Below are 26,741 nucleotides of genomic sequence, written 5' to 3'. Positions count from 1 at the left end.
GGAGGCCGGCCCCGGCCCTCGTGGGGGACGGGTTGAGCCAACCCACCCGTAACGTGAGTTTCCTGCGCCGGCCCGTTCGCCGAGGTCAGAGCAGCCGGAGTTGTTTGCCGGCCGGCCGTTGCCGCGGGAGCTGGCCGGGACGGCCCGTCACGCGGTCGAGCAGACGCGGGTCGAGGTCGGCCAGGAACGGCGACGGGGCCCGCCTGACGGTGCCGCCGGCGCCGACGGTCACATGGCTCAGGATGAGCCGGCCGCGGGCCCGGGTGATTCCGACGAAGAACAGCCGCCGTTCCTCGGCCAGTGGGCCGCGGGCCGGATCGGTCGCCGCGCCGGCCCGACCGTCGACGGCCGTGTCCGGTCCAGCCGTCGCGGCCTGGCCGGGCTCGGCCCTGTCGCCCAGGCGCGACGGCCGGCCCCAGGTCATCGGGAGCAGGCCGTCCTCGCAGCCGACGATGAGGACCAGGCCGAACTCCAGGCCCTTGGCGGCGTGCAGGGTGAGCAGCGAGATCCGGTCGGCACGTGGGTCGAGGGTGTCGGCCTCGGTGGCCAGCGAGACCGCCGTGAGGAACCCGGCCAGGTCGTCCCCCGCCGAGGCCGCGGCCGGCGCCAGCAGCTCGACGCCCAGCCGGATCTCCGCCTCGGACGAGGCGCCCGGCGGATCAGTCTGCTCGTGCGGCGGCCCAGGCCGCTCGGGCTGGCCCGCGCCCAGGACCGTGGCGAGCACCGTGCCGCGGGCGGTGGCCCGCTCGGCGGCCCGGGCCGCCGCGTCGCGCAGCGCGGCGGACACCGAGCGGGCCGCGCCGTCCCGGCGCTCGGCCCGCAGCTCGGCGAGCAGCGCGGCGACGCCAGGCGCGTCGGCGAGCGGCCCGTGCGAACGCCGCTGGAAGGGGAAGCCGCGCCTGGCCAGCGCAGCCATGACCGGTTCGGCCTGCCGGGCGGTCCGGTACAGCACGGCGATGTCGGCGAACGACAGGTGGCCGCCGGCGGCGAGCCGGCCCGCCTCCAGCTGGGCGGGTGCGAAGCTGTCGAGCGCGTGGAAGGAGGTTCCACCGAGGGCCGCCTCGATCGTGTCGACGACGGCGAGCGCCTCCTCCGCCTCGCTAGCGCAGGCCCGTACCAGCACCGGCGCCCCGCCCGGCCCGGCCGGGGCCGGCTGCCCGGCCGGCGACCGCGGCGCGTCCGGGCCGTCCGGGTGGACCGCGACCAGCTCGCGGCCGGGGACGAAGCTGGCCGGCGCGATAGCGCGCCGGGCCGCGGCGACGATCGTCCCGGTCGAGCGGTAGTTGCGGGTCAGCGCGGCACTCCGGGCGGCCGGGAAGTCCTGCTCGAAGCGCAGGAAGAAGCCGACGTCGGCGCCCCGGAAGGAGTAGATCGCCTGGTCCGGGTCGCCGATCACGGTCAGGTTCCCGTCCGGCGGGCACAGTGCCCGCAGCAGCCGGTACTGGGTCTCGTCGACGTCCTGGTACTCGTCGACCCAGACGTGCCGGAACCGGCGCCGGTAGCCCTCGGCCAGCTCCGGCTCGGCGGTCAGCAGGGCGAGCGGCAGCGCCAACAGGTCGTCGAGGTCCACCAGGTCGCGCTCGCGCAGCGCGGCGTCGTAGCGGGCGAGGACGCCGGCCAGCTCGTCGCCGCGTACCTGGTCCCCCAGCGAACGGCGTCGCTTGAGCTCGCCGATCCGCCGCGCGGCCGCGGCCCGGGCGGCGACCGTGCCGGCGGCGTCCCCGAGCGCCTCGGCCAGCAGCTCGGCCCGGACCGCGTCGTCGGCGACCTGGACGTGCGGGCCCCGGGCGAGCCGGATGTGCTGCTCGCGGATGACCAGCAGGCCAAGGCCGTGGAACGTCGTGGCCGTGACGCGCTGGTCCGGCCGGCCGTCCCCGCCACCGGCCCGCGGCGCGGCGAGCAGCTGGTCGAGGCGTTCCACCAGCTCGTCGGCCGCCCGCCGGGTGAACGTGACGGCGAGGCACTCCCCGGCCGGGACGCCCCGTTCCCGCACCCGGTGCGCGATCGCGTGTACCAGCGTCCGCGTCTTGCCCGTGCCGGGCCCGGCCAGGATCACCAGCGGACCAGCGGTGACGGCCGCCGCCGCGCGCTGGTCGGCGTCCAGGCCGTCCAGGACGGACGCCGACCCGCCGGCGGAGGCCAGCCCGGCCGTCTCCAGCGTCCCCGGCTCGCCGGCAGGCTCCGCCACGGCGGGGTTCACCGTGACGGGCTCCGCCACCGCTGGCTCGACCAGGGCCGGCTCAGACGAGGCCGGCTCAGACGAGGCCCGTTCAGCCGAGGCCGGACTCGGTGGCTGGCGCGGGCTTGGCACGGCCGCTCGCCTGGGCTTCGCGGCCGGAACGGTCGGCGCCAGGTCGAACAGGGTCGCCGCCTCGCCGCCGAGCTCGCCGGGGGCGAACATCCGGATCACGCCGTACTCGCCGTCGAAGCCGGCCTCCCGCAGCACCTCGCCACGGCGCAGCCGGCCAACCGCCTCGACCAGCTCCGCCGAGCCTGCCTCACCGATCGCGGCGAGCTCGACGTCGCCGAGGATGCCCAGCTCCGGGCCGAGCCGTTCGACGAGCGAGCCGACCTGCGTCGCCACCGCCTTGCTCTTCGGCCCGACCCCGAGGATCTCGCCGACGATCTCCGGCAGCGCGACGAACGAGCGCACCTGCCCGGCCGTCGCCGGCACGTGGAGCGTCTCCCGGTCGGCGAGCGCGTCGACGCGGTGCAGCACGCCGACGGTCAGCGGCTTGCCACAGGCCGGGCAGGCACCGCCGGACGCCTTGGTCTCCTCGGGCGTGAAGCGCACGCCGCAGGCCCGGTGGCCGTCGTGGTGGTACTTCCCCTCCTCCGGGAAGAACTCGACGGTCCCCGTGTAGCCGGCCCCGGTCCGGAGCGCATCCTTGATCGCGAAATAGTCCAGGTCGCAGGACAGCGCGGTGGCCTCGCGGCCGAGCATGGGCGGCGAGTGCGCGTCCGAGTTGGACACGAGCCGGTACCGGTCGAGCCCGGAGATCCGCCAGAACATCTCCGGGTCGGCGGACAGCCCGGTCTCCAGGGCGAAGACCTCGTGCGCGAGGTCGTCGTAGCAGTCGTCGACGGCGTCGAACCCGGACTTCGAGCCGAGGACCGCGAACCACGGGGTCCAGACGTGCGCGGGGACGAGGTAGCTGCCCGGGTCGGACTGGAGGGTGATCTCGAGCAGGTGCCGGGAGTCGAGCCCGAGGATCGGTCGGCCGTCGGCGGCGAGGTTGCCGATCCGGGCGAGGGCCGCGGTGATCCGGCCGGCCGCCTCCCGGTCCGGGGCGTAGAGCAGATGGTGGACCTTCCGGGTCCTGTCGCCCTTCTTGTAGATCGTCGAGATCTCGGTGGACAGCAGGAACCGGGTCGCGGTCCGGCAGGACGCGGGCAGCCGCCGCAGCACGTCCTGCTCCAGGTCGGGCCTCAGCCGGAACAGCCCAGGCTCGGCCGCCACCAGCTTGTCCTCGAGCTCCTGGGCCCACGCCGGGTGGGTGAAGTCCCCTGTTCCGACGACCCGGATCCCCTTGCGGGCCGCCCACCAGGCCAGATGCTCCAGGTCGCAGTCGCGGCTGCACGCCCGCGAGTACTTCGAGTGCACGTGCAGGTCGACGTAGAACGGCGCCGACGAAGCGCCCGCCGGGCCGCTCTCGGCGGGCATCCCGTCCAGCTCGCCGCCGTCATCCGCCACGCCCGCCACGCCTCCCACCACGCCGCCCGACCGGGGTCACCCGCCCACGCGCGGCGCCATCGCCACCCGGGCGGCCCCATTCTCCCGTGACCTCGATCAGCCGACGGTCCCGCCCCCGGCCCGGGCCACCCGAGGACGACGCCAGCCGGCCGGCCCGCCCGCGCCGGCCAAGACCGACCCAAGCCGTCCCACCGGTGGCACGCCGGACGGCCGCCCGACCCGGTGGCCGGCGAGGACGACGGCGACGTAGAGGATGATTCGGGGATCCAGGCGGGAGGGGTGGATGGAGACGGCGGCGGCTGAGCGGGAACGCTTCGCGATGCTTACCAACCGGTGTCACCGGATGGTGCGGTTCCTGCACGAGGTGGCGCAGTCCCAGGCTGACCAGGTGACGCGGGTCGAGGACAACCCGCTGGCCCTGTGGCTCGCCGAGCTGCCCGGCGGCCTGTCGCTGTTCGAGCACGCGACGGCCGGCGAGGTCGTGCTGGAGGCGCCGGCCGCGGCCGTGCTGCCCTCGCCGCCGCCGCTGCCGGACGCGCTCGCCGGCTGGGTGGTGCTGCCCGAGCCGGGTGACCTCCCGTCCGACTCGCCGCCGCTGCGCGAGACGAGCGCGCGAGCCCCCGACCAGCTGCGCTGGTCCGGCGGGGACCCGGGCGGCTGGCCGGACGGGGTCTGGCCGGACGGCATCCCGCTGCGCCCCGGCGGCCAGCCGGTCACCGACGGGTTCGCCGAGCCGGTCCGCCTGGTCGACCGCCCGGAGGTGCCGGAGGCCTACCAGGACTGGCTGCCGACCTGGCAGATCTGGGCCGGCCGAGCCCGGGCCGACGCCGACAGGCGCACCCTGCACGGCACGCTGCACAGCGTCGCCGGCCGGCTCGCCCAGGAGGGCGACGGGCTGGAGCTGGTGCTCGCCACCGGCCTGCTGTCCTGGCGCGCCCCGGACGGCCGGACGCTGCGGCGCCACCTGCTGACCACCCGGCTGGCCGTCGAGATCGACCCGGTGAGCTCGGCGATCCGGCTGCGCGTCCCGGACGGGGTCGCGACCCGGCTGGAGGACGGCCCGCTGCTCGACGGCCTCGCCGTCTTCCACGAGGAGCGCACCAACGCGCTGCACGAGCGGCTGCGGGCCCGGCCGGCGGCCCCGTTGGGCGGGGACGACGAACGGCTGCTGCGGGACTGGCTGACGGTCGCGCTCGACGTCGGCCACGACGGCTACCACTCGTCCTGGCAGCCGTCCGGGCCGCCGACCGACCGGCCGCGGATCGACCTCGCCCCGGCGATCGTGCTGCGCGCCCGCGGCCAGGCCGCGCTGCTCACCTACTACGAGCAGATGCTCGACGCGCTGCGCGGGGACGGCCGCCCGCCGCTGGGCCTCGTCCAGCTGGTGGAGACGCTGGAGGCCGACGAGCGGCTGGCGTGGCTGGCCGCCGAGGGCGCCGCGAGCCCCAGCCAGCTGTCCGACGATCCGCTGTTCCCGCTGCCGGCGAACCCCGAGCAGGCGCATGTGGTGGCCCGGCTGCGCCACGACAGCGGCGTGGTCGTCGAGGGGCCGCCGGGCACCGGCAAGACCCACACGATCGCCAACCTGGTCTCGGCCCTGCTCGCCGAGGGCCAGCGCGTCCTGGTGACCAGCCAGAAGGCACAGGCGCTGCGGGTGCTGCGCGACAAGCTGCCCGAGTCGCTGCGGCGCCTGTGCGTGTCGATCACCGACACCGAGGGGCTAGGCACCGACGAGCTCACGGTCAGCGTCAGCGCCCTGGCCGCCGAGAAGGCGGCCTACGACCCCGGCGGCCAGGCCCGCCGCATCGACGCCGCCCGCAAGCGCAGGGACGCCGCCGTGGCCCGCCGGGACGAGCTGGCCGCGGCCATCCAGCTCCAGCGAGCCGCCGAGGCGATCGGCCATCCGGCGAGCGAGGTCGCCCCCGGCTGGTCCGGCACCCGCGGCGCGATCGCCGCCAGGGTCCAGCGGGAGCGGGCCGAGCACGGCTGGCTGCCGCGCCCGGTTCCCCTGACGGACGCACCGCTGCTCAAGGACGACGGCCCTGACGAGGCCATGGCGGGCGACCGGGGCGCGGGCACCGCCCAGTCCCCGACCGGCGCCCCACCCGCGCCCCCGTTGAGCGCGGCCGAGGCCACCGAGCTGTGGGCGCTGCTGCGGGCCGCCAACGGGCCCGGCGCCGCGAGCCGGCGGCCCCTGAGCGCCGGCGGTCCGGACGACGCCGACCAGTACGGCGGCGACGACCGGCCCGACGACGCTTGGCCCGGCGACGCTTGGCCCGGCGACGCTTGGCCCGACGACGGCCTGACCAGCGTCGAGCCCGGCGATCCCGACCTCGGCCCGGTGTCCCTGCCCAGCGTCGAGGCCCTCGAACGGCTGCTGGAACGCGAGCGGGACACGGCGGCGGAGGCGGGAGCGGCCACCCGCTCCGCGACGGGATCGGCCGTCCGCGCGGCCGCCGCCGCGCTGGGCGTCCTTGACGCGACCGGCCTGGACCGGCTCACGGCCGCGGTGGGCACCGTCACCCGCGCGCTGGAGGGGGCGCGCCGCACCGCGCGGCACGCGCCCTGGCTGCCACGAGCGCTGGACGACGCCCTCATCGGCCGCGACGCCGCCGTCTGGGCGAAGGTCACGTCGGCCGCCTCCGCGCTCGACGAGGCGACCGAGGCGCTCGCGACGCTCGGGCTGCGCGCCGTCAGCCTGCCCGCCGACGTGACCGCCGCCGCGGCCGCCGGAGTGGTGCCCGCCGACCCCACCGCCACGCCCGCCGCGCGGCTGCTCGCCGTCGGCGAGGCCCTGCGCGGGCATCTGGACGACGGCGGCAACCTGCGCCGGATGTTCCGGTCCCGGGCGCAGAAGGACGCCGCCGACCTGCTCGACGGGACGACGGTCGACGGGCTCGCGCCGACCACCGCTGAGCTGCTTGACCTGGTGCTCGCCAGGCTGCGGGCCGAGGTCGCTATCGACGCCGTGGCCAGGGCCTGGGCGCTCGCCGGCGTCATGGTCGGCTTCGAGCCCCGGGCCCCGCTCGACGGGCCGGCCGGGGACGCCGCCGCGCCCGAGGCCCGGCTCGCTCGGCTCACCGAGGCCCACGACGCGCTCGGCGCGATCGTCACGGTCGTCACGGCTCGCGACCAGATCCGCACCCTGCTCGCGTCGCTGGAGGCCGAGAAGGCCGCGCGCCCGAGCCAGGCCGATCCCGCCGCGCCTTCCGTCGGCGCCGGGCTTGTCGACCTGAGCTCGACCGACACGCTGCACGACCTGGTCGACGCCGTCGCCCTGGCCCGGCTGCGACTCGCCGCCACGCAGGCTCAGGGGGAGATCGACCGGCTGCGCTCCGAGGTGCTGGCCGCCGCCGGGCGGCCGGCCTTCCCGGCCGAGCTGCGCCAGGTCGCGGCCACCCTCGCGGCCCGGGACCTGGCCGGCTACCGCGTCGCGCGCCGCCGGCTGCTGGACGCGGCCGCGGCCCGCCGGGCCACCGCCCGACGGGTGGACCTGCTCGGTCGACTGACGGCCGCGCACCCGGCCCTCGCCGAGCTGCTGGTCGCCGCGGCGGCCCAGCCCGACTCCCCGCCGCCCGCGGGCGACGCCACGTGGCCGCGCCGGCTCGCCCGTTTCGAGGCGGCCTGGTCGTGGGGCCTGGCCGCCGGCTGGCTCGCCGACGCGGACGCGGCCGGGACGGGCAGGGCCCGTGACCTGCCCGACCTCGACGCCCAGCTCGACGCCGCCGAGGACGCGGTGGCCGCGGCGACGGCCCAGCTCGCCGGGGCCAAGGCCTGGCAGCACTGCCTGGAACGCATGGGTACCCGCGAGTCGGCCGCGCTGCGTGCCTACGCCGACGCCGTCGGGGCCGGTGGCCGGTCCGGGCGGCACGCGGAGCGCTACCGGCAGGCTGCCCGGGAGGCGATGGCGATCGCCCAGACGGCCGTTCCCGCGTGGGTCATGCCGATCGGCGCGGTGCTGTCCACGATCCCCGCCGTCCGCGACAGCTTCGACGTCGTGATCGTCGACGAGGGCAGCCAGGCCGGCCTGGACAGCCTGTTCCTGCTGTGGCTCGCACCCCGGGTGATCATCGTCGGCGACGACCGGCAGTGCACGCCGCCGGTCACCCTCGGCCGCGGGGCCCTCGTCGCGGAGGCCGGCGGTGGCGGTCTCGACCACGCCGGCCCGCCGGCCGGCTGGGCGTCCGACGACGCCGACGAGCTGGACCCGATCTTCCGCCGGCTGGACGCGCTGCTGCCGGACCTGCCCGCCTGGCTGCGGGTCTCGTTCACCCCGCGCTCCAGCCTGTTCAGCCTGCTGCGAACCCGGTTCGGCGAGGTCATCCGGCTGCGCGAGCACTTCCGCTGCATGCCGGAGATCATCGAGTGGTCGTCGGCCATGTTCTACCGGGACGCGCCGCTGGTGCCGCTGCGCCAGTTCGGCGCCGACCGGCTGCCTCCGCTGCGGGCCCGGCACGTCCCGCACGGCTACACGACGGGCGAGGGCGCCGGGCTGCGCAACCCGGCCGAGGCCGAGGCGCTGGTCGCGCAGGTGCTGGAGTGCGCGGCCGACCCGCGCTATGACGGCGCCTCGTTCGGTGTCGTGGTCCTGCAGGGCACCGGCCAGGCCGAGCTGATCCGCGCGCTGTTGGGGGCGCGGCTGCCGGCCGCCGAACAGCTGCGCCGCAGGCTACGGGTCGGCACCCCGCCGGATTTCCAGGGCGACGAGCGGGACGTTGTGTTCCTGTCGATGGTCGTCGCGCCGGGCGCGCCGGCCATCGCGCTGACCCGCCAGGAGTACCAGCGGCGGTTCAACGTCGCCGCCTCGCGCGCTCGCGACCAGGTCTGGCTCTTCCACTCCGCCGGGCTCGAGGACCTCGACCCCGGCGACCTGCGGCACAGCTACCTGTCCTTCGTGCTGGCGCACAGCCAGGCCGACGAGCGGGCGGTCGAGGAGCCACCGCGCCTCGACGAGGTCGCCCCGGACATCCCGCACCCTCGGTTCGACTCGCTGTTCGAGCAGCGGGTGTTCCGCGAGCTCACGAGCGCCGGCTACCAGGTGACCCCGCAGGTGGAGGTGAACGGCCGGCGGATCGACCTGGTGGTCGCCGGTGGCCGGGCCCGCCTGGCGGTCGAGTGCGACGGGGACGCGGTCGAGACCACGGCCCAGGTCGCGCACGACTTCGCCAGGGAGCGCCAGCTGCGCCGGGCCGGCTGGCCGTTCTGGCGGGTCCGCCAGTCCGACTTCGAGTCGGACCCGGTCGCGGCCCTGGCCAGCCTGTGGCCCCGCCTCGCCGCCGCGGGCATCACTCCGGTGGACGGCTCCGCGCCATCGCGGGAGGACGGCGCGCCGGCCGTCGGCTCCGGCCCGGTCGCCACGGCGCCCACGGCCGGTTGGCGGCCCATGGCGCTGTCCGACCAGGACGGGCTCGACGACGACCTCGGCTAGCGCGCCACCACGGCAGCCGCCCAGCCGGGCGGCCCAGCCGACGTCGACCCGGTCAGCCGGCCCGAGTCAGCCCGTCGCCGGCGGGGTCGGCGTCTCGCTGCGGCGCAGTGGCCGGCGGGACGCCCCTGAGGTGACCTGCCGAGGCAGCGAGCCGGGAACCTCGTCGGCGACGCGTGGCGCGGGAGCGGCCGACCCGCCGTCCGGGCCGGCCGTGTGGCGCTCCGGCTCGTCCGGCTCGTCCTGGCCGCGCGGCCCGGCGTCACCTCGGTGATCGCTCGCGCCGCCACCCCGCTCGTCGGCGCCGGCGGCGAGCGGGGCCGGACCGTTGCTCTTCTTCCGGCGGACGGCCGCCCGCGGCAGGCCGACCCGGTCATCCTCCCGAGGGGCGTCGCCGTCGTCCTGGGCGCGCGCCGCGCGGTCGAGCACCTCGTCGTCCGCGTCACCCTCGATCCCGAGGCCGTCCGGGCCGGAACCGTCAAGAAGGTCGTAACCAGCGCCGTCATAACCGGCGACGTCGTCGCCGGTGCCGACCAGCCGGCCCAGCGCGGCCCGCGGCAGCCGCGGCCGGGGCGGCGGCGGTTCGGTGAAGTCCGATCGCCGGATCCGGCAGTAGGCGGTCTGCACGCCGTTGACGAGCTGGCTGATCCCGAAGTCCGCCGCTGCGGACAGGTAGGCCAGCGCCGAGGCCCGGTCCAGGCTCAGCCGGCTGGACAGGAACAGCACCGCCGAGCGGGCCGCCCGCCGGATGGCCTCGGTGGCGTCGACGTCCAGGCCCAGCGTGAGCCAGGACGCCTCCGTCTCGACGAACGGCTCCCGCAGCGACCCGAGCGCCGCCCTGGCCGCCGGCTCCCGCAGCGCGGAGAGCCGGACGGTGGCCCGCAGCGGGCCCTCCAGCGCGGTCAGCCCGATCTTGCCGTCACCGGCCGCGTAGTGCGGGTCGCCGACCGCGAACAGGGCGCCCGGCGCCTGCACGGGCAGGTAGAGGCGGGCGCCCATACCGAGGTCGCGGCAGTCCAGGGCACCGCCGTGCAGCCCCACCGACGTGGACGGGACCGTCGCGGTGCCGGCCTCCTGGTCGGCGCCGGCGTCGCCGCCCGGCTCACCGCCGAGATCGACGGCGACCGCCATGATCCCGATGAACGGGTTGAGTGGGAAGCGGACCCTGGCGCCGCCGGCCACCGCGTCGAGCACGCCGAACAGCTTGCCCCTGCGGCGCTCGACCGCGCAGAAGCTGCCGACGGTGCGGAACCCCTGCCAGTGGCGCGCGTCGGCGTCCTGGTCCGGCGTCGGGCCCTCGGGGAACTCGCCGGCGAGCAGGCCCTGCCCGTGCCGATTGGAGATCATCCCGTACCGGGCCCGCGGCAGCAGCGAAAGGATCTCGACCCGCAGCACGTCGCCCGGCTCGGCGCCGCGCACGTACACCGGACCGGTCACGACGTGCGGGCCGTCGACCCCGAAGCGGTGCGGGATGCCGGACGCGGCGATGGCCCGCGCGTCGTCGAGCACCTCGGAGGACGTGACGCCGTGCCGGCCGAAGAACGCGTCGGGGTCACGGCCCTGGTCCTCCAGGATTCCCTCCTGGCTGACCGTGTCGATGGTGACGGTCGACCCGCTGTCGACGGTGAGGACGGGTCGGGTGCGGGCGGTGGGCAGTTCCCCCCACCGCACCGTCTCAGGGGTCGAAGGCAGGTAGTGCTTGCCGTCGACCTTCCCCTTCCCTGGCTGCAGTGCCACGGGCGCCCTACCGTCGCCTGCGCCCGGGCCGCCGGCCTACCACCGGCGCGGCGCGCGGATCCACCCACGGGCGGGCTGGCCGGCTCCGGCGGCACGGGCTGGGCCCCGAGGCGTCCACGACCGACGCCGCCGGGTGACACGGGCGGCAGGGGAAGTCGAGCGGCACGGGCGTCAGAGTCCCAGCGCCATATGACGGTGAGATGTCAGCGATGTTGCTATCGCCGGCATTCCCGGAAGTCCAGGCGGATGAACGTCGAACCTGCCGCCAGAACGGAACAGTTGACTGTGGATGAGCACTTGTGCCGAGAAGCGCCGGTCGCCGCCGCCACGGGCGCCGCGCGCCGGAGTGCGCGGCCCGTCGGCGGTCCCGTCGGCTCAGGCAACGGAGCCCGGAACCGCGACGACCCTCACGAAACGGAACAGTCAGCACGCGTCCGGGCATCACGCCGAGCGCGTACGAGCACATTTCGGCCCGCGATTCCGGTACCACGCCGCGAGATTTCTCCAGCGGCCCGGGCGGCGCCCACAGGAATTCTTGAAAGGCGCAGCTGAATCCCCGCGAGACCAGCCCCGCGCCATCTGGTCGCCATTCACCGCGGACGGCTGGTCCCGCCGAGACCACCGGGCAATTCCGGCCAAACCGCCCACGTCCATTCCGTGCCCGGCCCGACCTCGCACCGCGGGCCGGCCATTCCGCGGGCCGCCCGCCGCTCCCCGTGCGCCGGCCGGGACGCGGCGCGCGGGTGACCCGCGACGTTAGAGTTCCGGCGTGCGCCCGCCCGGCTTCGCCGCCGTCACCCGATGACTGTCATCCGATGACTGGGGTCCTTGCCGACCTTGGCGAGTTCGGCCTGATCAGAGCGATCACCGCCAGGTTCCCGCCGCATGACGGGCTGCTGATCGGTCCCGGCGACGACGCGGCCCTGCTCGCCGCCCCGGACGGCCGGGTCGTGGCCACGACCGACCTGCTGCTGGAGGGCCGGCACTTCCGCCGCGACTACTCGTCCGGCTACGACGTCGGCCGCAAGGCGGCGGCGCAGAACCTCAGCGACGTGGTGGCCATGGGCGCCCGGCCGACCGGGCTGCTCGTCGGCCTCGCCGCCCCCGGTGACCTGCCGGTCTCCTGGGCACTGCGGCTCGCCGACGGGCTGCGCGACGAGTGCGCGGAGATCGGGGCGTTCGTCGCGGGCGGGGACGTGAGCTCGGCCGACCGGGTGCTGCTGGCGATCACCGCGCTGGGCGATCTGCGCGGCGCGACCGCCGTGCGCCGCTCCGGGGCGCGTCCCGGGGACCAGGTCGCCGTGGCGGGCCGGCTCGGCTGGGCCCAGGCGGGCCTGGAACTGCTCGACTCGGGCGCGGACGGGCCGGCGGAGCTGCTGGACGCGCACCGGCGCCCCCAGCCGCCCTACGCGGCGGGGCTGGCGCTGGCCGCGGCCGGCGCGACCGCGATGTGCGACGTCAGCGACGGGCTGCTGGCCGACGTCGGCCACCTCGCGTCCGCCTCGGGGGTTCGGGTGGAGCTGCGCGCCGCGGCCTTCGAGGTCGCGGAACCGCTGCGCACCGCCGCGGCCGCGCTCGACGCGGACCCCATGCGGTGGGTCCTGACCGGCGGTGACGACAACGCCTTCGTCGCCTGCCTACCGCCAGACGTCACGCTGCCACCCGGCGCCCATCTCGTCGGCGAGGTCACCGAGGGTTCCGGTGTCCTGGTGGACGGCGCGCCCTTCGCGGGCGCCCAGGGCTGGGACCACTACCGCCAGCCCTGATCCCCCGACGGCCCCGAAAACGAGGATCGCGCCCCCTCGGGGAGGGGACGCGATCCTCGATCGTTTAACACCGGCCCGCCAGGTCGCCTCACGGGGCAAGGTCGCTCGTAGCGACAGATATTAGGTCCGGGGGCCATGATGCGGACCGGCTTGCCCATCGTAACGGCGCAGGCAGGCGCACTGTTCCCGGCGACAACCGACGGGGCGAAAGTCCTTTCTCTGCCGAATCCGATCACACATCGTCACGGCCGTGCATGAGGACCAGCGTGCCGACCGGGTCGACCCGCGCCGTCCAGCCGGGGCGGACGAGCGTGGTCGCCTCGGCGAACTCGACGACCGCCGGGCCGGGCAGCTCGGCGCCGGCGCCGAGGGCGGACCGGGCGACCACGTCGACCTCGTGCCACGCGCCGTCGAGCCAGACCCCGCGCCGGGACCGGAGCGCCGCAGGGTCGGCTGGCTCGGCGGCCAGCGCGGGCCGCACCCCGGGCAGGGTCGCCACCAGCCGCACGGCGACGACCTCGACGTCGCGCTCGGGCGCCAGGTGCCCGTACCTGCGCGAGTGCTCCGCCTCGAACGCCGTCCGCACGGCCGCCGCCAACGCCCGGTTCACGTCCTCGGCCGGCTCGGCCTCGGCCGGCTCGGCGTCGCCCCCGCTCCTGGCGGGTGTCGGGCCGGCGGAGACCGTCAGCTCGTGCGCCTGCCCGACATAGCGGCAGTCCACCCAACGATCCAGCCGCAGCTCGTCGTCGGGCTCACGGGGCGCCCCGGTCCCGGCACTCCCGCCGCGTCGAGGCGTCCGCGCCGTCTGGTCGGCCTCGTCAGCGCCCGCGGAGGCCTGGAGCGCCGCCGCGGTGAGCCGGTCGAACGCGCCGGCCAGATCGACCTCCCCGAGGCGGCCACGCAGCGGAGCGGCGTGGTCACGACGCACGTCGCCGAGGGCGAGGCCCAGGGCCGAGAGCACCCCGGCGGCCCGCGGCACCAGCACGGTCGTCATCCCCAGCGCCTCGGCCAGCGCGCAGGCATGGGTTCCGCCGGCACCCCCGAAGGCGACGAGCGCGAGCGCGCGCGGGTCCAGTCCACGCTCGACGGACACGACCCGCAGTGCCCTGGTCATCTCCGCGTCGGCGACGGCGACCACCCCGGCCGCCGCGGCCAGCGCGGACAGGCCCAGCCGGGCGCCGAGACGCTCCAGCGCCGCGGTCGCGGCGGCCGTCGACAAAGTGACCTCGCCCCCGAGGCTCGCGCCGTCGCCGAGGTAGCCGAGCACGAGATCCGCGTCGGTGACCGTCGCCTCGTGCCCGCCGCGCTGGTAGCAGGCGGGTCCCGGGTCAGCCCCCGCCGACGCCGGCCCGACCCGCAGGGCGCCGCCGGAGTCGACCCAGGCGATCGACCCGCCGCCCGCGCTGACACTGTGCACGTCCACCGTCGGGAGCATGATCGGGACGCCGGCCAGCACCGACTCGGAGGTGGTCAGCGCCTGCCCGTCGAGCACCGGGGCGACGTCGGTCGACGTGCCGCCCATGTCGAACGTCAACAGGTCGCGGACCCCGGACAGCCCGGCCACGTAGGCCGCTCCGACCACGCCGCCGGCCGGCCCGGACAGCACGCAGGTGGCGGCGTGCGCGGCCGCCTCGGCGAGCGCGGCGACCCCGCCCGAGGACTGCATGACCAGTGGCTCGCCGATCCCCGCCTCCGCGAGCCGGCCGCGCAGCCGGGTCAGGTAGGACGACAGCTTCGGGGTGAGGTACGCGTCGGCTGCGGCGGTCGCGAACCGTTCGTACTCGCGGAAGGCCGGCAGCACCTCGCTCGACGCGACGACCGTCACCGCCGGCAGCCGGGCCCGCAGGGCGTCGGCGACGGCCAGCTCGTGCTCCGGCCACGCGAACGAGAACAGCAGGCAGACGGCCACCGCCGCGAGCCCCTCGACGCCCGCGACCCGCTCGACCACCCGGTCGATCTCGGCGGCGGTGAGGGGCTCCAGCACCCCGTCGGGCCCGCACCGCTCGCGGACGGTGAACCGCAGCTCGCGTGGGACCAGGCTCGCCGGCCGGTCCCTGGTCAGGTCGTAGAGCGACGGCCGGTTCTGCCGGCCGATCTCGAGGACGTCCCGGAAGCCGTGCGTGGTGACAAGGGCGGTCCGCGCGCCGGCCCGTTCGAGCAGCGCGTTGGTGGCGACGGTGGTGCCGTGCGCGAACCGCTCGATCCAGCCTGCCGGCGGCGCCTCCGTCATCGGCCTCGCGGCGGGGTCTGTGAGCCCGGAGCGCCGCTCGAACGCCAGGGACAGCGCCGCGAGGACCGCGACCGAGGGATCCGCCGGGACCGAGGGCACCTTCGCGTACATCGTCCGGCCGTCCGGCCCGACAGCCGCGAGGTCGGTGAAGGTGCCCCCGACGTCGATGCCCACCCGGTAGCCGCCCGGGGCCCGCCCGTCCCGCGACTGTGCGCCCCAGCTCGGTCCGCCACCCGGGGCCTGCCCGTTCGTGGGCCACGGCCCGTCCGTCGTCGCCCGCCCGTCCGCCGCCATGGCGGGCAGCGTCGCATACCGCCGCGTTCGTCCGCCGGTCCGGCGGGCCACCAGCGGGTCTGTCAACCCGACACGGCGGCGGCCGCGGTTGCCGCCGCCGCGACGATGCCGGGAAACTCACACCGCACAGCATCGGACAGCCACGAGTAGCCGCGTCGCCACGGATGGCGACGACAAAGCGCGGCGAGGAGGCGCGCGGGCCGCCGCGCGCCGAGGCACCCGGCGCGGGATGCCACAAGGGAGTCACCCGACCACGTCTGGCCACCACGAAGACCCCGAATGGCCGGGTTGAGGGTCGGGCCCCCGGCCGCATACTGATATGCCGCAATGGGCCGCGTGGGGGCGTTCGACCCCGGCGAGTAGCCTGGACAGGCGAACCGAAGGGCCTTTCGAAGGTCGCCTTTCGGCCCGTGAAGGCACCATTCTGATCTTGCAAAAGCTAGTGAAGTCAGACCGTGGATAGAGGCGATTGGCCCCGTGACAGCACCGACGGTACCCGCGTCAGGACCCGACTTCGGAACCAACGAGTGGCTGGTCTTCGAGATCTACCAGCAGTACCTGGCGGATCCAGAGAGTGTGTCACCCGAATGGCGTGAGTTCCTGTCCGATTACCATCCGGGCGCACCTACGGCGACCGACCACACGGACCCGGAAAGCGCGCGCGCGGCCGTCGGAACCGTGTCCCCGACGCCCGCCGAGGCCGCGGCCAGCGCCCCGCCCGTGGCCGCCGCGGCCGCCCCGGCTCCGGTCACGCCGGCTCCCGTCGCCACCCCGGCCCCCGTCGCCGCCGCCCCGGCCCCGCCCGCCGCGAAGCCGGCGGCGCCCGCCGCTCCGGACGCGGCCGCCGGAACCCTGACGACCACGCTGCGCGGCGCCTCCGCCCGGGTCGTCACCAACATGGAGACGTCGCTGCACGTGCCGACGGCGACCTCGGTGCGCGCCGTCCCGGCCAAGCTGATGATCGACAACCGGATCGTCATCAACCGTCACCTGGCCCGCTCGCGCGGCGGCAAGATCTCGTTCACCCACCTCATCGGGTACGCGATGGTGAAGGCGCTCGAGGCCTTCCCGGAGATGAACAACTCGTTCGCGACCGTCGGCGGCAAGCCGGCGCTGGTCCAGCCGGAGCACGTCAACCTGGGCCTGGCGATCGACCTGGTCACCGGCAAGGGCCGCCAGCTCGTCGTCGCCGCGGTCAAGGCCGCCGAGACGATGGACTTCGCCCAGTTCTGGGGCACCTACGAGGACATCGTCCGCCGGGCCCGGACGGGCAAGCTCACCGCCGACGACTTCTCCGGCGTCACGATCAGCCTGACCAACCCGGGCGGCATCGGCACCGTGCACTCCGTGCCGCGCCTGATGGAGGGCCAGGGCACGATCATCGGCGTCGGCGCGATGGAGTACCCGGCCGAGTTCGCCGGCGCCTCCACCGAGACGCTGGCCCGGATGGCGATCTCCAAGGTCACCACGCTGACCAGCACCTACGACCACCGGATCATCCAGGGCGCCCAGTCGGGTGAGTACCTGCGCCGGATCCACCAGCTGCTGCTGGGCGAGGACGAGTTCTACGACGAGATCTTCCGCTCCCTGCGGGTCCCGTACGAGCCGGTCCGCTGGATCACCGACATCCCGACCAGCCACGAGGGCGACCTCGACCACTCGGCCCGGGTGCAGGAGCTGATCCACGCGTTCCGCGTCCGCGGCCACCTGATGGCGGACACGAACCCGCTCGAGTTCACCATCCGCAGCCACCCCGACCTGGACATCCGCAGTCACGGCCTGACCCTGTGGGACCTGGACCGGGAGTTCCCGGTCGCCGGGTTCGCCGCGCACCGGATGATGAGCCTGCGCGACGTCATGGGCGTGCTGCGCGACTCGTACTGCCGCCGGGTCGGCATCGAGTACATGCACATCCAGGAGCCGGAAGAGCGCAAGTGGATCCAGGCCCGCGTCGAGCGCTCCGCCGAGCGGCCCGACCCGGCCGAGCAGCTGCACGTGCTGGAGCGCCTGGGCGCCGCCGAGGCGTTCGAGTCCTTCCTGCAGACCAAGTACGTCGGCCAGCGCCGGTTCTCGCTGGAGGGCGCCGAGTCGGCGATCCCGCTGCTGGACGAGGTGCTCTCGCGGGCGTCGGGCGCCGGCATGGACGAGGTCGTCATCGGCATGGCGCACCGCGGCCGGCTGAACGTGCTGGCGAACATCGTCGGCAAGTCCTACCGGCAGATCTTCGCCGAGTTCGAGGGCCATCTCGACCCGCAGACCGCGCATGGCTCGGGCGACGTGAAGTACCACCTGGGCGCCGAGGGCCACTACCAGTGCCGGGAGGGCAAGCAGATCCCGGTCTCGGTCGTCGCGAACCCCTCGCACCTGGAGGCCGTCGACCCGGTCCTGGAGGGCGTCGTGCGCGCCAAGCAGGACATCCTGAACAAGGGCATCGAGGGCTTCACGGTCCTGCCGGTCCTCGTCCACGGTGACGCGGCGTTCGCCGGCCAGGGCGTGGTCGCCGAGACGCTGAACCTCTCCCAGCTGCGCGGCTACCGCACGGGCGGCACGGTCCACCTGGTGATCAACAACCAGGTCGGGTTCACCACGTCGCCCACCGAGAGCCGCTCGTCGGTGTACGCGACCGACGTCGCCCGGATGGTCCAGGCGCCGATCTTCCACGTCAACGGCGACGACCCCGAGGCGTGTGTCCGGGTGGCCGCGCTCGCGTTCGACTACCGCGAGGCGTTCCACAAGGACGTCGTGATCGACATGATCTGCTACCGGCGCCGCGGCCACAACGAGATGGACGAGCCGTCGTTCACCCAGCCGCTCATGTACGACGAGATCGCCGCGAAGCGCTCGGTCCGCAAGCTCTACACGGAGGCCCTCATCGGCCGCGGTGACATCACCCGCGACCAGGCCGAGGAGGCGATGAAGACCTACCGCCTGGAGCTGGAGAAGGCCTTCGCCGAGACCCGCGACACGACCGGCGACAAGCCCACCCCACAGCCGCGGATCGTCACCACCGCCGAGGACGCTGCCGCCGCGGCCGCGGTCTCGACGGCGGTCCCGCTGGAGGTCGTCAAGCAGGTCATCGACACCCAGGTGAACCTGCCGGCCGACTTCACGGTTCACCCGCGCCTGCGCCCGCAGCTGGAGCGCCGGGCGCAGATGATCGAGAACGGCTCGATCGACTGGGCCTGCGCCGAGACGATCGCCTTCGGCTCGCTGCTGCTCGACGGCCGCTCGGTCCGCCTGACCGGCCAGGACAGCCGGCGCGGCACGTTCGGCCAGCGCCACGCCGTCGTCGTCGACCGCTACACCGGCGAGGACTACGCCCCGCTGCGCAGCCTGCGCCGCGCGGACGGTGGCCAGGTCGGCACGTTCTACGCCTACGACTCGCTGCTGTCCGAGTACGCGGCCATGGGCTTCGAGTACGGCTACTCGGTCGCCCGGCTGGACATGCTGGTCCTGTGGGAGGCGCAGTTCGGCGACTTCGCCAACGGCGCCCAGTCGATCATCGACGAGTTCCTCTCGGCCGGCGAGGCCAAGTGGGGCCAGCGCAACGCGCTGACGCTGCTGCTGCCGCACGGCTACGAGGGCCAGGGGCCGGACCACTCCTCCGCCCGGATGGAGCGCTTCCTGCTGCTGTGCGCGGACGACAACATGACGGTGTCCGCGCCGTCGTCGCCGGCCAGCTACTTCCACCTGCTGCGCCGCCACACCCTGTCGCCGGTCCGCCGGCCGCTGGTCGTCTTCACGCCGAAGTCGATGCTGCGGCTGAAGGCCGCGGCGGCCAGCGTGCAGGAGCTGACGGCCGGCAGCTGGCAGCCCGTCATCGACGACGCGACCATCACCGACCCGTCGGCCGTCCGCCGGGTGCTGCTGTCGGCCGGCAAGGTCCACTGGGACCTGGCCGAGGCGCGGGCCCACCGGGACGACAAGGGCCAGTTCGCGCTGCTGCGGGTCGAGCAGCTCTACCCGACCCCGGGCGCCGAGGTCGCCGAGGCGCTGCGCCGCTACCCGAACGCGACCGACGTGGTCTGGGTCCAGGAGGAGCCGGCGAACCAGGGGGCCTACCCGCACGTGGCCCTGCACCTGCCCGAGCACCTCCCGGCCGGGCTGCGGCTGCGCCGCGTCTCCCGCAAGGCGTCCGCGGCCCCGGCCTCCGGCTCGTCCAAGGTCCACGAGAAGGAGCAGAAGGCCCTCATCGAGGCCGCCTTCGCCGCCTAGCCACCTACGCAGCTTCTTGATCGCCGTTTTGGCCCTCTGATGGTTGCTCCGGCGACTCGCTCGCAACCACGCGAGGGCCAAAACGGCGATCAAGGCAACCCCCCGCAGACGGCGATCTGGGCAGGGAGCGCAGATGTACTTCACTGACCGGGGCATCGAGGAACTGGCCGCCCGCCGCGGCGAGGAGACCGTCACCCTCGAATGGCTCGCCGACTCGCTGCGCACCTTCGTCGACCTGCACCCCGAGCACGAGTCCGTGATCGAGTCCCTCGCCACCTGGCTAGCCCGCCCCGACGACGACCCCGACCTCTGACTCGTGATCTACAAGCTGGCTAGACTGGTAGACGCCGAGCCGAGGAGCCGCACATGAGCGTCGACGCATCTGAAATGGTGAGCATCCCTCGAGCAGAGCTGGAATCCCTGAAAGCCGAAGTGAGGCGGCTGCGGCTTGAAGTTGGGCGATCCATTGCCAGGGCACGGATCATGGCCGATCGCGGGCCACGCGATGATGCACCCACCTTCTCCCGCGATGAGCTAGCCGAGGCGTGGGGTATCAGTGAGTGATCGCCTCGTACGCTTTCCAGGATCATCCTGGCAGGACATCGAAGCTCTCCCGCAGCCATCCCGGCGGGTAGTCCAGCGGACAGTCTTCCACCTGTTGGAGGAGCCCGTGCCGACGCTCGCGGACCCGTTTCCCCATGATGAGCCTTTGCCTGGCTCCTACGAGCTTCGTCTGCCATCAGACGGCGTGACAATTTGGTACACCGTGACGCAGCACGAGGGCCAAGAGATCATTAGCATCCAGTTCGTCAGACTGGAGACGTGACCGCAAGGCCGCAGACGGCAACACGCGCCTGCCTCCGGGCTGACTCCCGCACACGCGAACGCCGGGGTCCCGCCATACGACGGGTGCACCCGGCGCCACTTTCGACAGGTCAACACCTGTCAAGGGAGCAAAAGCTACAGCTGGATCGCGGTCTCACCAAACGGGTTCGAATGGATACTCAGACCGTGAGTACCAGCTTGCCGTAGAGCTCGCCCTGGGACATGCGCTCGAAGGAGGCGCGGGCGTCGGCGAGCGGGCGGACGTCGTCGATCAGCGGGCGGACGCCGGTGCGGTCGAGGAACGCGACCAGGGCGGCCAGCTCGTCGCGGGTGCCCATCGTCGAGCCCAGCACGTTGAGCTGCAGGAAGAAGATCCGGGTGAGGTCGGCCGGCGGGTTCGGACCGCTGGTCGCGCCCGAGCAGACGACCGTGCCGCCGGGACGCAGCGACTTCAGTGAGTGGCCCCAGGTGGCGGCACCGACCGTCTCGATGACGGCGTCGACGCGGGCGGGCACCCGGGCACCCGTCTCGAGGGCGGCCTCGGCACCGAGGTCGAGGGCGCGCTTGCGCTTCGCCTCGTCGCGGGACGTGACGAAGACGGTGTGGCCGGCCGCCTTGGCCAGCAGGATCGCGGCGGTGGCCACCCCGCCGCCGGCGCCCTGGATGAGCACCTTGCCGCCGCCGTCGGCGGGCAGGCCGGCCTTGGTGAAGACCATCCGGTAGGCGGTCAGCCAGGCCGTCGGCAGGCAGGCCGCCTCCTCCCAGGACAGCGACGCCGGCTTGGGCACCAGGTTGCGGGCCGGGACGGCGACCTGCTCGGCGAGCGTGCCGGGGTGCAGCTCGGAAAGCAGGGACCGCTTGGGGTCCAGCGTCTCGTCGCCTCCGCCGGCGGCCGGGTCGCCGATCACGGCGTGCAGGATGACCTCGGTCCCGTCCGCGGTGACGCCCGCTGCGTCGCAGCCGAGGATCATCGGCAGCCGCCCGGCCGGCAGGCCCACCCCGCGCAGGCTGAACAGGTCGTGGTGGTTGAGCGCCGCGGCCCGGACCGAGACCGTCGTCCAGCCGTCCCGGGCGGCGGGCTCCGGCTGCTCCCCCACGGCCAGGCCGGCCAGCGGGTCGTCGGGGTTGATGGACACTGCGGCGGCGGCAAGCACGGACAAAACCCTATGGCTGACGCCCACCCGATGCCACCTCAGTGCTCGCGGCCTGGACCCGCCATGTCCGGGCGGACGCCAGGAGGCATGGCCGGCCTGGACCACAGTCAGACCTGGACCACAGTCAGAGACGAACGGCCCCGCGGCGCGCCCACGGTGCGGCCACTGCGGCCCGCGGGTTCTTGGGGGGCGCCGGTCGCGGCCCGGCGCTGGATGTGCTGGACTCTTGACCGTGGTGGCTCCTGAACCGACGTCGCCCCCGACCGGACTGTCCGCCGCCAGGGCGGTGCCGCCCGCGACCGGCCCCTCGGCGGCACCCCCGGTGCCGGCTGGCCGGCACGCGCGCCGTCCCCGCTGGCGGCGCCGGCAACCCGCCGACGCGCCCACGCCCGAGCCACGCATCTTCTCCGACGACGGCCTGCCCGTGTTCGTCGTCCCGCACGGCGACTTCGTCGCCTGCTCCTACGCCGGCTGCGGCGCGCTGCGCCTGGTCGAGGACGTAGCCGCCAAGGCCCCCTGCAGCGCCTGCGGCCGGCTCTGAGCGCGGCGCGCCCAGGAACCCGCAAAAGGCGCGAGATCCGCGGGACTTGCCTCGGTGCCCGAGCCGGCTGGCGGGCCAGAGACGTGAGGCCCGGCTCCAGGAGATGGAGCCGGGCCTCAGTGCGTCGATCGAACAGTCCTAGCGGCGGGCGACCCCGTCGGCCTTGGCCGCGGCGGCGACCGCGGCGGCGACGGCCGGGGCGACCCGACGGTCGAACGGGCTCGGGATGATGTGGTCGGGCGCGAGCTCGTCCGCGATCACGTCGGCCAGCGCCTTCGCCGCCGCGAGCTTCATGCCCTCGGTGACCCGGCTCGCCCGCACGTCGAGCGCCCCGCGGAAGACGCCGGGGAAGGCGAGCACGTTGTTGATCTGGTTCGGGAAGTCACTGCGCCCGGTGGCGACGATGGCGGCGTGCCGGCGGGCGACCTCGGGGTGGACCTCCGGGTCGGGGTTGGCCATGGCGAAGATGATCGAGTTCGGCGCCATGGTCGCGACCGCCTCCTCGGACACGGTGCCCGAGGACAGCCCGATGAAGACGTCGGCCCCGGCGAGCGCCGCCTCGATCGAGCCGGACAGCCCCGCCTTGTTGGTCAGTGCGGCGATCTCGGCCTTGACCGGGGTCAGGTCGGTCCGGCCGGAGTGGATCATGCCCTTGCGGTCGCCGACGGCGATGTCACCGATGCCGGCCGCGAGAATGATCTTCGTCACGGCAATGCCGGAGGCACCGGCGCCCGAGACGACGGCCCGCAGGTCCTCGAGGCGCCGACCGGTCAGCCGGGCCGCGTTCTCCAGCGCGGCGAGCGCGACGATCGCGGTGCCGTGCTGGTCGTCGTGGAAGACCGGGATGTCCAGACGCTCCTGCAGGCGGCGCTCGACCTCGAAGCAGCGCGGCGCGGAGATGTCCTCCAGGTTGATCCCGCCGAAGCTCGGGGCGATCGCGGCGACCGTGTTGACGATCTCGTCGACGTCCTTGGTGTTCAGGGCGATCGGCACCGAGTCGACCCCGGCGAAGTGCTTGAACAGCGCGGCCTTGCCCTCCATGACGGGCAGGGAGGCGGCCGGGCCGATGTCGCCGAGCCCGAGCACGGCGGTCCCGTCCGTGACGACGGCGACCAGGTTGCCGCGCCAGGTGTAGTCCTCCGCCAGCGCCGGGGTCTCCTCGATCGCCAGGCACACCCGGGCGACTCCCGGGGTGTAGGCCATCGAGAGGTCGTCGGCGTTCTCCAGCGGGGAGGTCACCTCAAGAGCGATCTTGCCGCCACGGTGCAGCGTGAAGACCGGGTCGTCGTCGGACACCCGCGGGCTGACGGCGACGGGGGCGCTGGCGACGGAGGAGGAGATCTGGTCGAAGGTCTGGTGGTCTGCGGTCGCTGTCACGGAAGTGCTCCTGTTTACGGGCGCCCTGTCGCCTGGCGTGGTTCTCGTGCTCGGCGCGGCGTCGGGGCTACTGCTGGTGGAGGTCCAGGAAGTGCTGAGCTCGCCCATCGGCTGTCAGGGCGGATGCTCGTGCGGTCCTTCCGGGGGTCGCCCAGGGTGGTCGGGCTGGGCCCGACTCCGGGGTTCCGGCGGCATCCCTCCGGACGGACATCGCGGCTTCCGGGGAGCCGACCGATGGTCGGCGAGCAGCGGGAGCCGCCGCCTCCGGCGTGAGGAGGCGGTGGTGGGACCGGGGGTCGCCCGGGGCACCGTTCAAATATTGCACGTCGTGGGCCTTCCTTGGCGACCGGCCCGGCAGCTTCGATCGCCCGATCGCAGCGGACGCTTACCTCAACGACATGCAAGAGAAATGTCTTGAAACGTGAACGAAGCATCCCTGTAGCACCACTGACACGCCACCAGGCTTGGGTGATTGCCCAGGACGTGCGCCGCCGTTGTCGCCTGCCCGACCCAGAAACGGCCTGGCAGGACCGCGCGAGCGCGGGCCGCACGCCCGGACGGGGAGGGCGCGAGCCGAGCGCCAACCGAGCCAGCCGAACCACCCGGCCGGCGGCCGGGGACCTCACGGTCCGCGAGCCGCCCCCGCCACGGACGGCCCGTCTGGACCGGCGCGGTGGGGCCGTCCGTCGGGTATCGGTTGAAATCTGGAGAGGATCGGCATGCGCAGTCGAGAACACCGGAGCCTGGACGGCGGCCTGGCCGTCGGCCGTCGCGCCGTGCGCAGGACGCTCGCCGCGACCGCTGTGGCGAGCCTGGCGGCCGTGCTGGCCGCCTGTGGCGGCAGCAGCGGCGGCTCCTCGGCCGACAGCACGCCGAGTGCGGCCACCTCGGCCGTGGCCACGCTGCCGGCCGCTCTCGCCGGCAAGACGCTCACCGCCGCCGCGGACGCCTCCTACGCGCCGAACGAGTTCTTCGACACCGACGGCAAGACCGTCATCGGCATGGACGCGGACCTGATCAAGGCGCTCGGCACCGCGCTCGGCACCAAGGTCGACGTCAAGAACGTCGGCTTCGACGACATCATCCCGGCCCTCGACGCCGGCAAGTACAACATCGGCATCTCGTCGTTCACGGACACCAAGGAGCGCGAGGCCAAGGTCGACTTCGTCACCTACTTCTCGGCCGGCACCTCGTTCTTCACCAGTGCCGACAAGCCGGCCTCCGTGAAGACCCTCGATGACCTGTGCGGCCTGACCGTCGCCGTCGAGAAGGGCACCACCCAGGCCGACGACGCCACGGCGCAGGACGGCACCTGCAAGACCGCTGGCAAGCCGGGCGTGACCGTCAGCCAGTTCCCGGACCAGAACGGCGCGAACCTCGCGCTGACCTCGGGCCGCGCGCAGGTCTCGATGGCCGACTCCCCGGTCGCCGATTACCAGGTGAAGCTCTCCGACGGCAAGCTGAAGCTGGTCGGCACCCCGTACGGCACCGCGCCCTACGGCATCGCGGTCCCCAAGAACTCGGGCCTGGCCCAGCCGCTGCTGACCGCGCTGAAGGCGCTCATCGCCGACGGCACCTACAAGCAGATCCTCACCAAGTGGGGCGTCGAGGACGGGGCCATCACCAGCCCGCAGATCAATGGCGCTACCAGCTGACAACGTGACGGGCGCCGCGTCGGGGACCCCGGTCCCCGACGCGGCGGCAGCCGCCGCGCCCGCGGACGGCGCCCCGCCGACGACGTCCGCCACCCCCATCAAGGCGGTCCCCGTTCGTTACCCGGGTCGTTGGGTCACGGCCGCCGTCGTCCTGCTGCTGGTCGCCATGGGCGCCCACGGCCTGGTCACCAATCACCGGTTCCGGTGGGACATCGTCTGGAAGTACCTGTTCACCGAGCCGGTGCTGCGCGGCCTGTGGGCGACCGTCTACCTGACCTTCTTCGCGATGCTCATCGGCATCGTCGGCGGCGTCCTGCTCGCGATCATGCGCCAGTCGCCGAACCCGCTGCTGAGCGGCGTCTCATGGGTGTACACGTGGTTCTTCCGCGGCACCCCGGTGCTCCTTCAGCTGATCTTCTGGGGCACGATCGGCGCTCTTTACCCACGGATCGCGGTCGGGATCCCGTTCGGGCCCGAGTTCGCCTCGGCTGACTCGAACAAGCTGATACCGCTGATCGTGGCCGGCATCCTCGGCCTCGGGCTGAACGAGGCGGCCTACATGGCCGAGGTCGTACGGGCCGGCATCTCGGCGGTCGATGAGGGACAGATCGAGGCCGCGCAGGCGCTCGGGATGGGCCGCGGCCTGACCATGCGCCGGATCGTGCTGCCGCAGGCGATGAAGGTCATCATCCCGCCGACCGGCAACGAGACGATCTCCATGCTCAAGACCAGCTCACTGGTCAGCATCATCGCGGTCATCGAGCTGACCTACTCGGTCCAGCTGATCTACGCGCGCAACTACCAGACGATCCCGCTGCTGATCGTGGCCGCGATCTGGTACCTCGTGCTGACCTCCGTCCTGAGCGTCGGCCAGTACTTCCTGGAACGCCGCTACGACCCGGCCGTGCGGCGCCAGGCGGCCCTGGTCAGCGTCACGTACGGCAGTCGCGACGGGAGCGGGGGGATGGCATGACCGACCAGACAACCGCCGGGACCACAACCGCCGGGACCACGATGGCCGGGAGCGAGACGGCGGGAACGATGCCTGCCGGGATCACCCCGATGGTGCTCGCCGAGGACGTCCACCGGTCGTTCGGGCGCAACCACGTGCTGCGCGGGGTGAGCCTGCGGGTCGACCCCGGCGAGGTGCTCTGCCTGATCGGGCCGTCCGGCTCCGGCAAGACCACGGTGCTGCGCTGCATGAACCACCTGGAGAAGATCGACGCCGGCCGGCTGTGGATCGACGGCGACCTGGTCGGCTACCGGGAGCACGGCGGGAAGCTGCACGAGCTGCGCGAGCGCGAGGTCTCCAAGCGGCGGGCCGAGATCGGCATGGTCTTCCAGCGGTTCAACCTGTTCGCGCACAAGACGGCGCTCGAGAACATCATGGAGGCGCCGCTGCGGGTGCGCCGCGAGAAGCGCTCGGAGGTCGAGGAACGCGCCCGCGCCCTGTTGGACCGGGTCGGCCTGGGCCACCGCTGCGAGGCCTACCCGTCCCAGCTGTCCGGCGGCCAGCAGCAGCGGGTGGCGATCGCCCGGGCGCTCGCGATGCGGCCCAAGCTGATGCTGTTCGACGAGCCCACGTCCGCGCTGGACCCGGAGCTCGTCGGCGAGGTGCTGGCGATCATGCGGCAGCTCGCCACGGAGGGCATGACGATGGTCGTCGTCACCCACGAGATGGGCTTCGCCCGCGAGGCGGCCGACACCGTCGTGTTCATGGACGGCGGCGTCGTGGTCGAGACCGGACCACCCGACCAGGTCCTCGTCAACCCCCGGCATGACCGGACGAAGTCCTTCCTGTCCAAGGTGCTCTGAGCCAGGGTGTTCT

General features: G+C 74.1%; 14 protein-coding genes. 9 read left to right on the top strand and 5 right to left on the bottom strand.

The genetic code is table 11. The features are described 5' to 3' along the window. Positions 1 to 85: 85 nt before the first annotated feature. Positions 86 to 3,664, bottom strand: a complete 3,579-nt coding sequence (locus tag FRAEUI1C_RS04150; protein WP_049807106.1) for a UvrD-helicase domain-containing protein — start codon at positions 3,662 to 3,664, stop codon at positions 86 to 88. Between the two features lie 313 nt (positions 3,665 to 3,977). Between FRAEUI1C_RS04150 and FRAEUI1C_RS04145 the strand changes: the two genes are divergently transcribed. Then, entirely contained in the window at positions 3,978 to 9,122 is a 5,145-nt protein-coding gene (locus tag FRAEUI1C_RS04145) for a PDDEXK-like endonuclease domain-containing protein (RefSeq protein WP_013422025.1), read from the top strand. A 66-nt stretch (positions 9,123 to 9,188) separates the two neighbouring features. Here the strand turns inward: FRAEUI1C_RS04145 and FRAEUI1C_RS04140 are convergent, their stop codons facing one another. Beyond that, the gene (locus FRAEUI1C_RS04140; RefSeq protein WP_013422024.1) at positions 9,189 to 10,856 is read right to left on the bottom strand and encodes an acetamidase/formamidase family protein; all 1,668 of its coding nucleotides are present in this window, start codon (positions 10,854 to 10,856) and stop codon (positions 9,189 to 9,191) included. 815 nt (positions 10,857 to 11,671) lie between these two features. Here FRAEUI1C_RS04140 and FRAEUI1C_RS04135 point away from each other — a divergent pair. After that, complete coding sequence (locus tag FRAEUI1C_RS04135) at positions 11,672 to 12,622, top strand: thiamine-phosphate kinase (protein WP_013422023.1); 951 nt, start codon at positions 11,672 to 11,674, stop codon at positions 12,620 to 12,622. A gap of 232 nt (positions 12,623 to 12,854) precedes the next feature. On the opposite strand, the gene FRAEUI1C_RS04130 is transcribed toward FRAEUI1C_RS04135, so the two are convergent. Beyond that, on the bottom strand, positions 12,855 to 15,146 hold the full coding sequence (locus FRAEUI1C_RS04130; RefSeq protein ID WP_013422022.1) for a hydantoinase/oxoprolinase family protein: 2,292 nt from the start codon (positions 15,144 to 15,146) through the stop codon (positions 12,855 to 12,857). A gap of 477 nt (positions 15,147 to 15,623) precedes the next feature. On the opposite strand from FRAEUI1C_RS04130, the gene FRAEUI1C_RS04125 reads away from it, so the two are divergent. The 3 genes from FRAEUI1C_RS04125 (at position 15,624) to FRAEUI1C_RS39300 (ending at position 19,925) form a co-directional block, all read left to right on the top strand. Then, complete coding sequence (locus FRAEUI1C_RS04125) at positions 15,624 to 19,361, top strand: multifunctional oxoglutarate decarboxylase/oxoglutarate dehydrogenase thiamine pyrophosphate-binding subunit/dihydrolipoyllysine-residue succinyltransferase subunit (RefSeq protein WP_013422021.1); 3,738 nt, start codon at positions 15,624 to 15,626, stop codon at positions 19,359 to 19,361. 133 nt (positions 19,362 to 19,494) lie between these two features. Continuing rightward, positions 19,495 to 19,674 (top strand): DUF6104 family protein, encoded by a 180-nt coding sequence (locus FRAEUI1C_RS04120; RefSeq protein WP_013422020.1) that lies wholly within the window; start codon positions 19,495 to 19,497, stop codon positions 19,672 to 19,674. Positions 19,675 to 19,727: 53 nt separating this feature from the next. Beyond that, positions 19,728 to 19,925 carry a hypothetical protein gene (locus tag FRAEUI1C_RS39300; RefSeq protein WP_157734808.1) on the top strand — a complete coding sequence of 66 codons (198 nt, stop codon included), beginning with the start codon at positions 19,728 to 19,730 and terminating at the stop codon, positions 19,923 to 19,925. A 440-nt stretch (positions 19,926 to 20,365) separates the two neighbouring features. Here FRAEUI1C_RS39300 and FRAEUI1C_RS04115 read toward each other — a convergent pair whose 3' ends face one another. Beyond that, positions 20,366 to 21,340: a zinc-binding dehydrogenase gene (locus FRAEUI1C_RS04115; RefSeq protein WP_041258833.1), complete on the bottom strand. Its 975-nt coding sequence runs from the start codon at positions 21,338 to 21,340 to the stop codon at positions 20,366 to 20,368. Between the two features lie 235 nt (positions 21,341 to 21,575). On the opposite strand from FRAEUI1C_RS04115, the gene FRAEUI1C_RS04110 reads away from it, so the two are divergent. Beyond that, complete coding sequence (locus FRAEUI1C_RS04110) at positions 21,576 to 21,881, top strand: hypothetical protein (RefSeq protein WP_157734807.1); 306 nt, start codon at positions 21,576 to 21,578, stop codon at positions 21,879 to 21,881. A gap of 138 nt (positions 21,882 to 22,019) precedes the next feature. On the opposite strand, the gene FRAEUI1C_RS04105 is transcribed toward FRAEUI1C_RS04110, so the two are convergent. Further along, positions 22,020 to 23,258 carry an NAD(P)-dependent malic enzyme gene (locus FRAEUI1C_RS04105; RefSeq protein ID WP_013422016.1) on the bottom strand — a complete coding sequence of 413 codons (1,239 nt, stop codon included), beginning with the start codon at positions 23,256 to 23,258 and terminating at the stop codon, positions 22,020 to 22,022. A gap of 719 nt (positions 23,259 to 23,977) precedes the next feature. On the opposite strand from FRAEUI1C_RS04105, the gene FRAEUI1C_RS04100 reads away from it, so the two are divergent. From FRAEUI1C_RS04100 to FRAEUI1C_RS04090, 3 genes are all read left to right on the top strand, one after another. Continuing rightward, a complete protein-coding gene (locus tag FRAEUI1C_RS04100) occupies positions 23,978 to 24,913 on the top strand; it encodes an ABC transporter substrate-binding protein (protein WP_013422015.1) in 936 nt (311 codons plus the stop codon). A gap of 4 nt (positions 24,914 to 24,917) precedes the next feature. Next, complete coding sequence (locus FRAEUI1C_RS04095; protein ID WP_232425291.1) at positions 24,918 to 25,886, top strand: amino acid ABC transporter permease; 969 nt, start codon at positions 24,918 to 24,920, stop codon at positions 25,884 to 25,886. A gap of 89 nt (positions 25,887 to 25,975) precedes the next feature. Continuing rightward, the gene (locus FRAEUI1C_RS04090; protein ID WP_041260102.1) at positions 25,976 to 26,728 is read left to right on the top strand and encodes an amino acid ABC transporter ATP-binding protein; all 753 of its coding nucleotides are present in this window, start codon (positions 25,976 to 25,978) and stop codon (positions 26,726 to 26,728) included. Positions 26,729 to 26,741 lie beyond the last annotated feature (13 nt).

The organism is Pseudofrankia inefficax, from assembly GCF_000166135.1.
Classification (GTDB): domain Bacteria; phylum Actinomycetota; class Actinomycetes; order Frankiales; family Frankiaceae; genus Pseudofrankia; species Pseudofrankia inefficax.
Note: the sequence above shows the minus strand (reverse complement) of the source record. Positions and strands in the feature narration are given on the sequence as shown.

Excerpts from the sequence above, each read along its gene's own strand:
- FRAEUI1C_RS04150 (WP_049807106.1), bottom strand. The coding sequence starts at position 3,664 with ATGCCCGCCGAGAGCGGCCCGGCGGGCGCTTCGTCGGCGCCGTTCTAC.
- FRAEUI1C_RS04145 (WP_013422025.1), top strand. The coding sequence starts at position 3,978 with ATGGAGACGGCGGCGGCTGAGCGGGAACGCTTCGCGATGCTTACCAAC.
- FRAEUI1C_RS04135 (WP_013422023.1), top strand. The coding sequence starts at position 11,672 with ATGACTGGGGTCCTTGCCGACCTTGGCGAGTTCGGCCTGATCAGAGCG.
- FRAEUI1C_RS04130 (WP_013422022.1), bottom strand. The coding sequence starts at position 15,146 with ATGGCGGCGGACGGGCGGGCGACGACGGACGGGCCGTGGCCCACGAAC.
- FRAEUI1C_RS04120 (WP_013422020.1), top strand. The coding sequence starts at position 19,495 with ATGTACTTCACTGACCGGGGCATCGAGGAACTGGCCGCCCGCCGCGGC.
- FRAEUI1C_RS39300 (WP_157734808.1), top strand. The coding sequence starts at position 19,728 with ATGAGCGTCGACGCATCTGAAATGGTGAGCATCCCTCGAGCAGAGCTG.
- FRAEUI1C_RS04100 (WP_013422015.1), top strand. The coding sequence starts at position 23,978 with ATGCGCAGTCGAGAACACCGGAGCCTGGACGGCGGCCTGGCCGTCGGC.
- FRAEUI1C_RS04090 (WP_041260102.1), top strand. The coding sequence starts at position 25,976 with ATGGTGCTCGCCGAGGACGTCCACCGGTCGTTCGGGCGCAACCACGTG.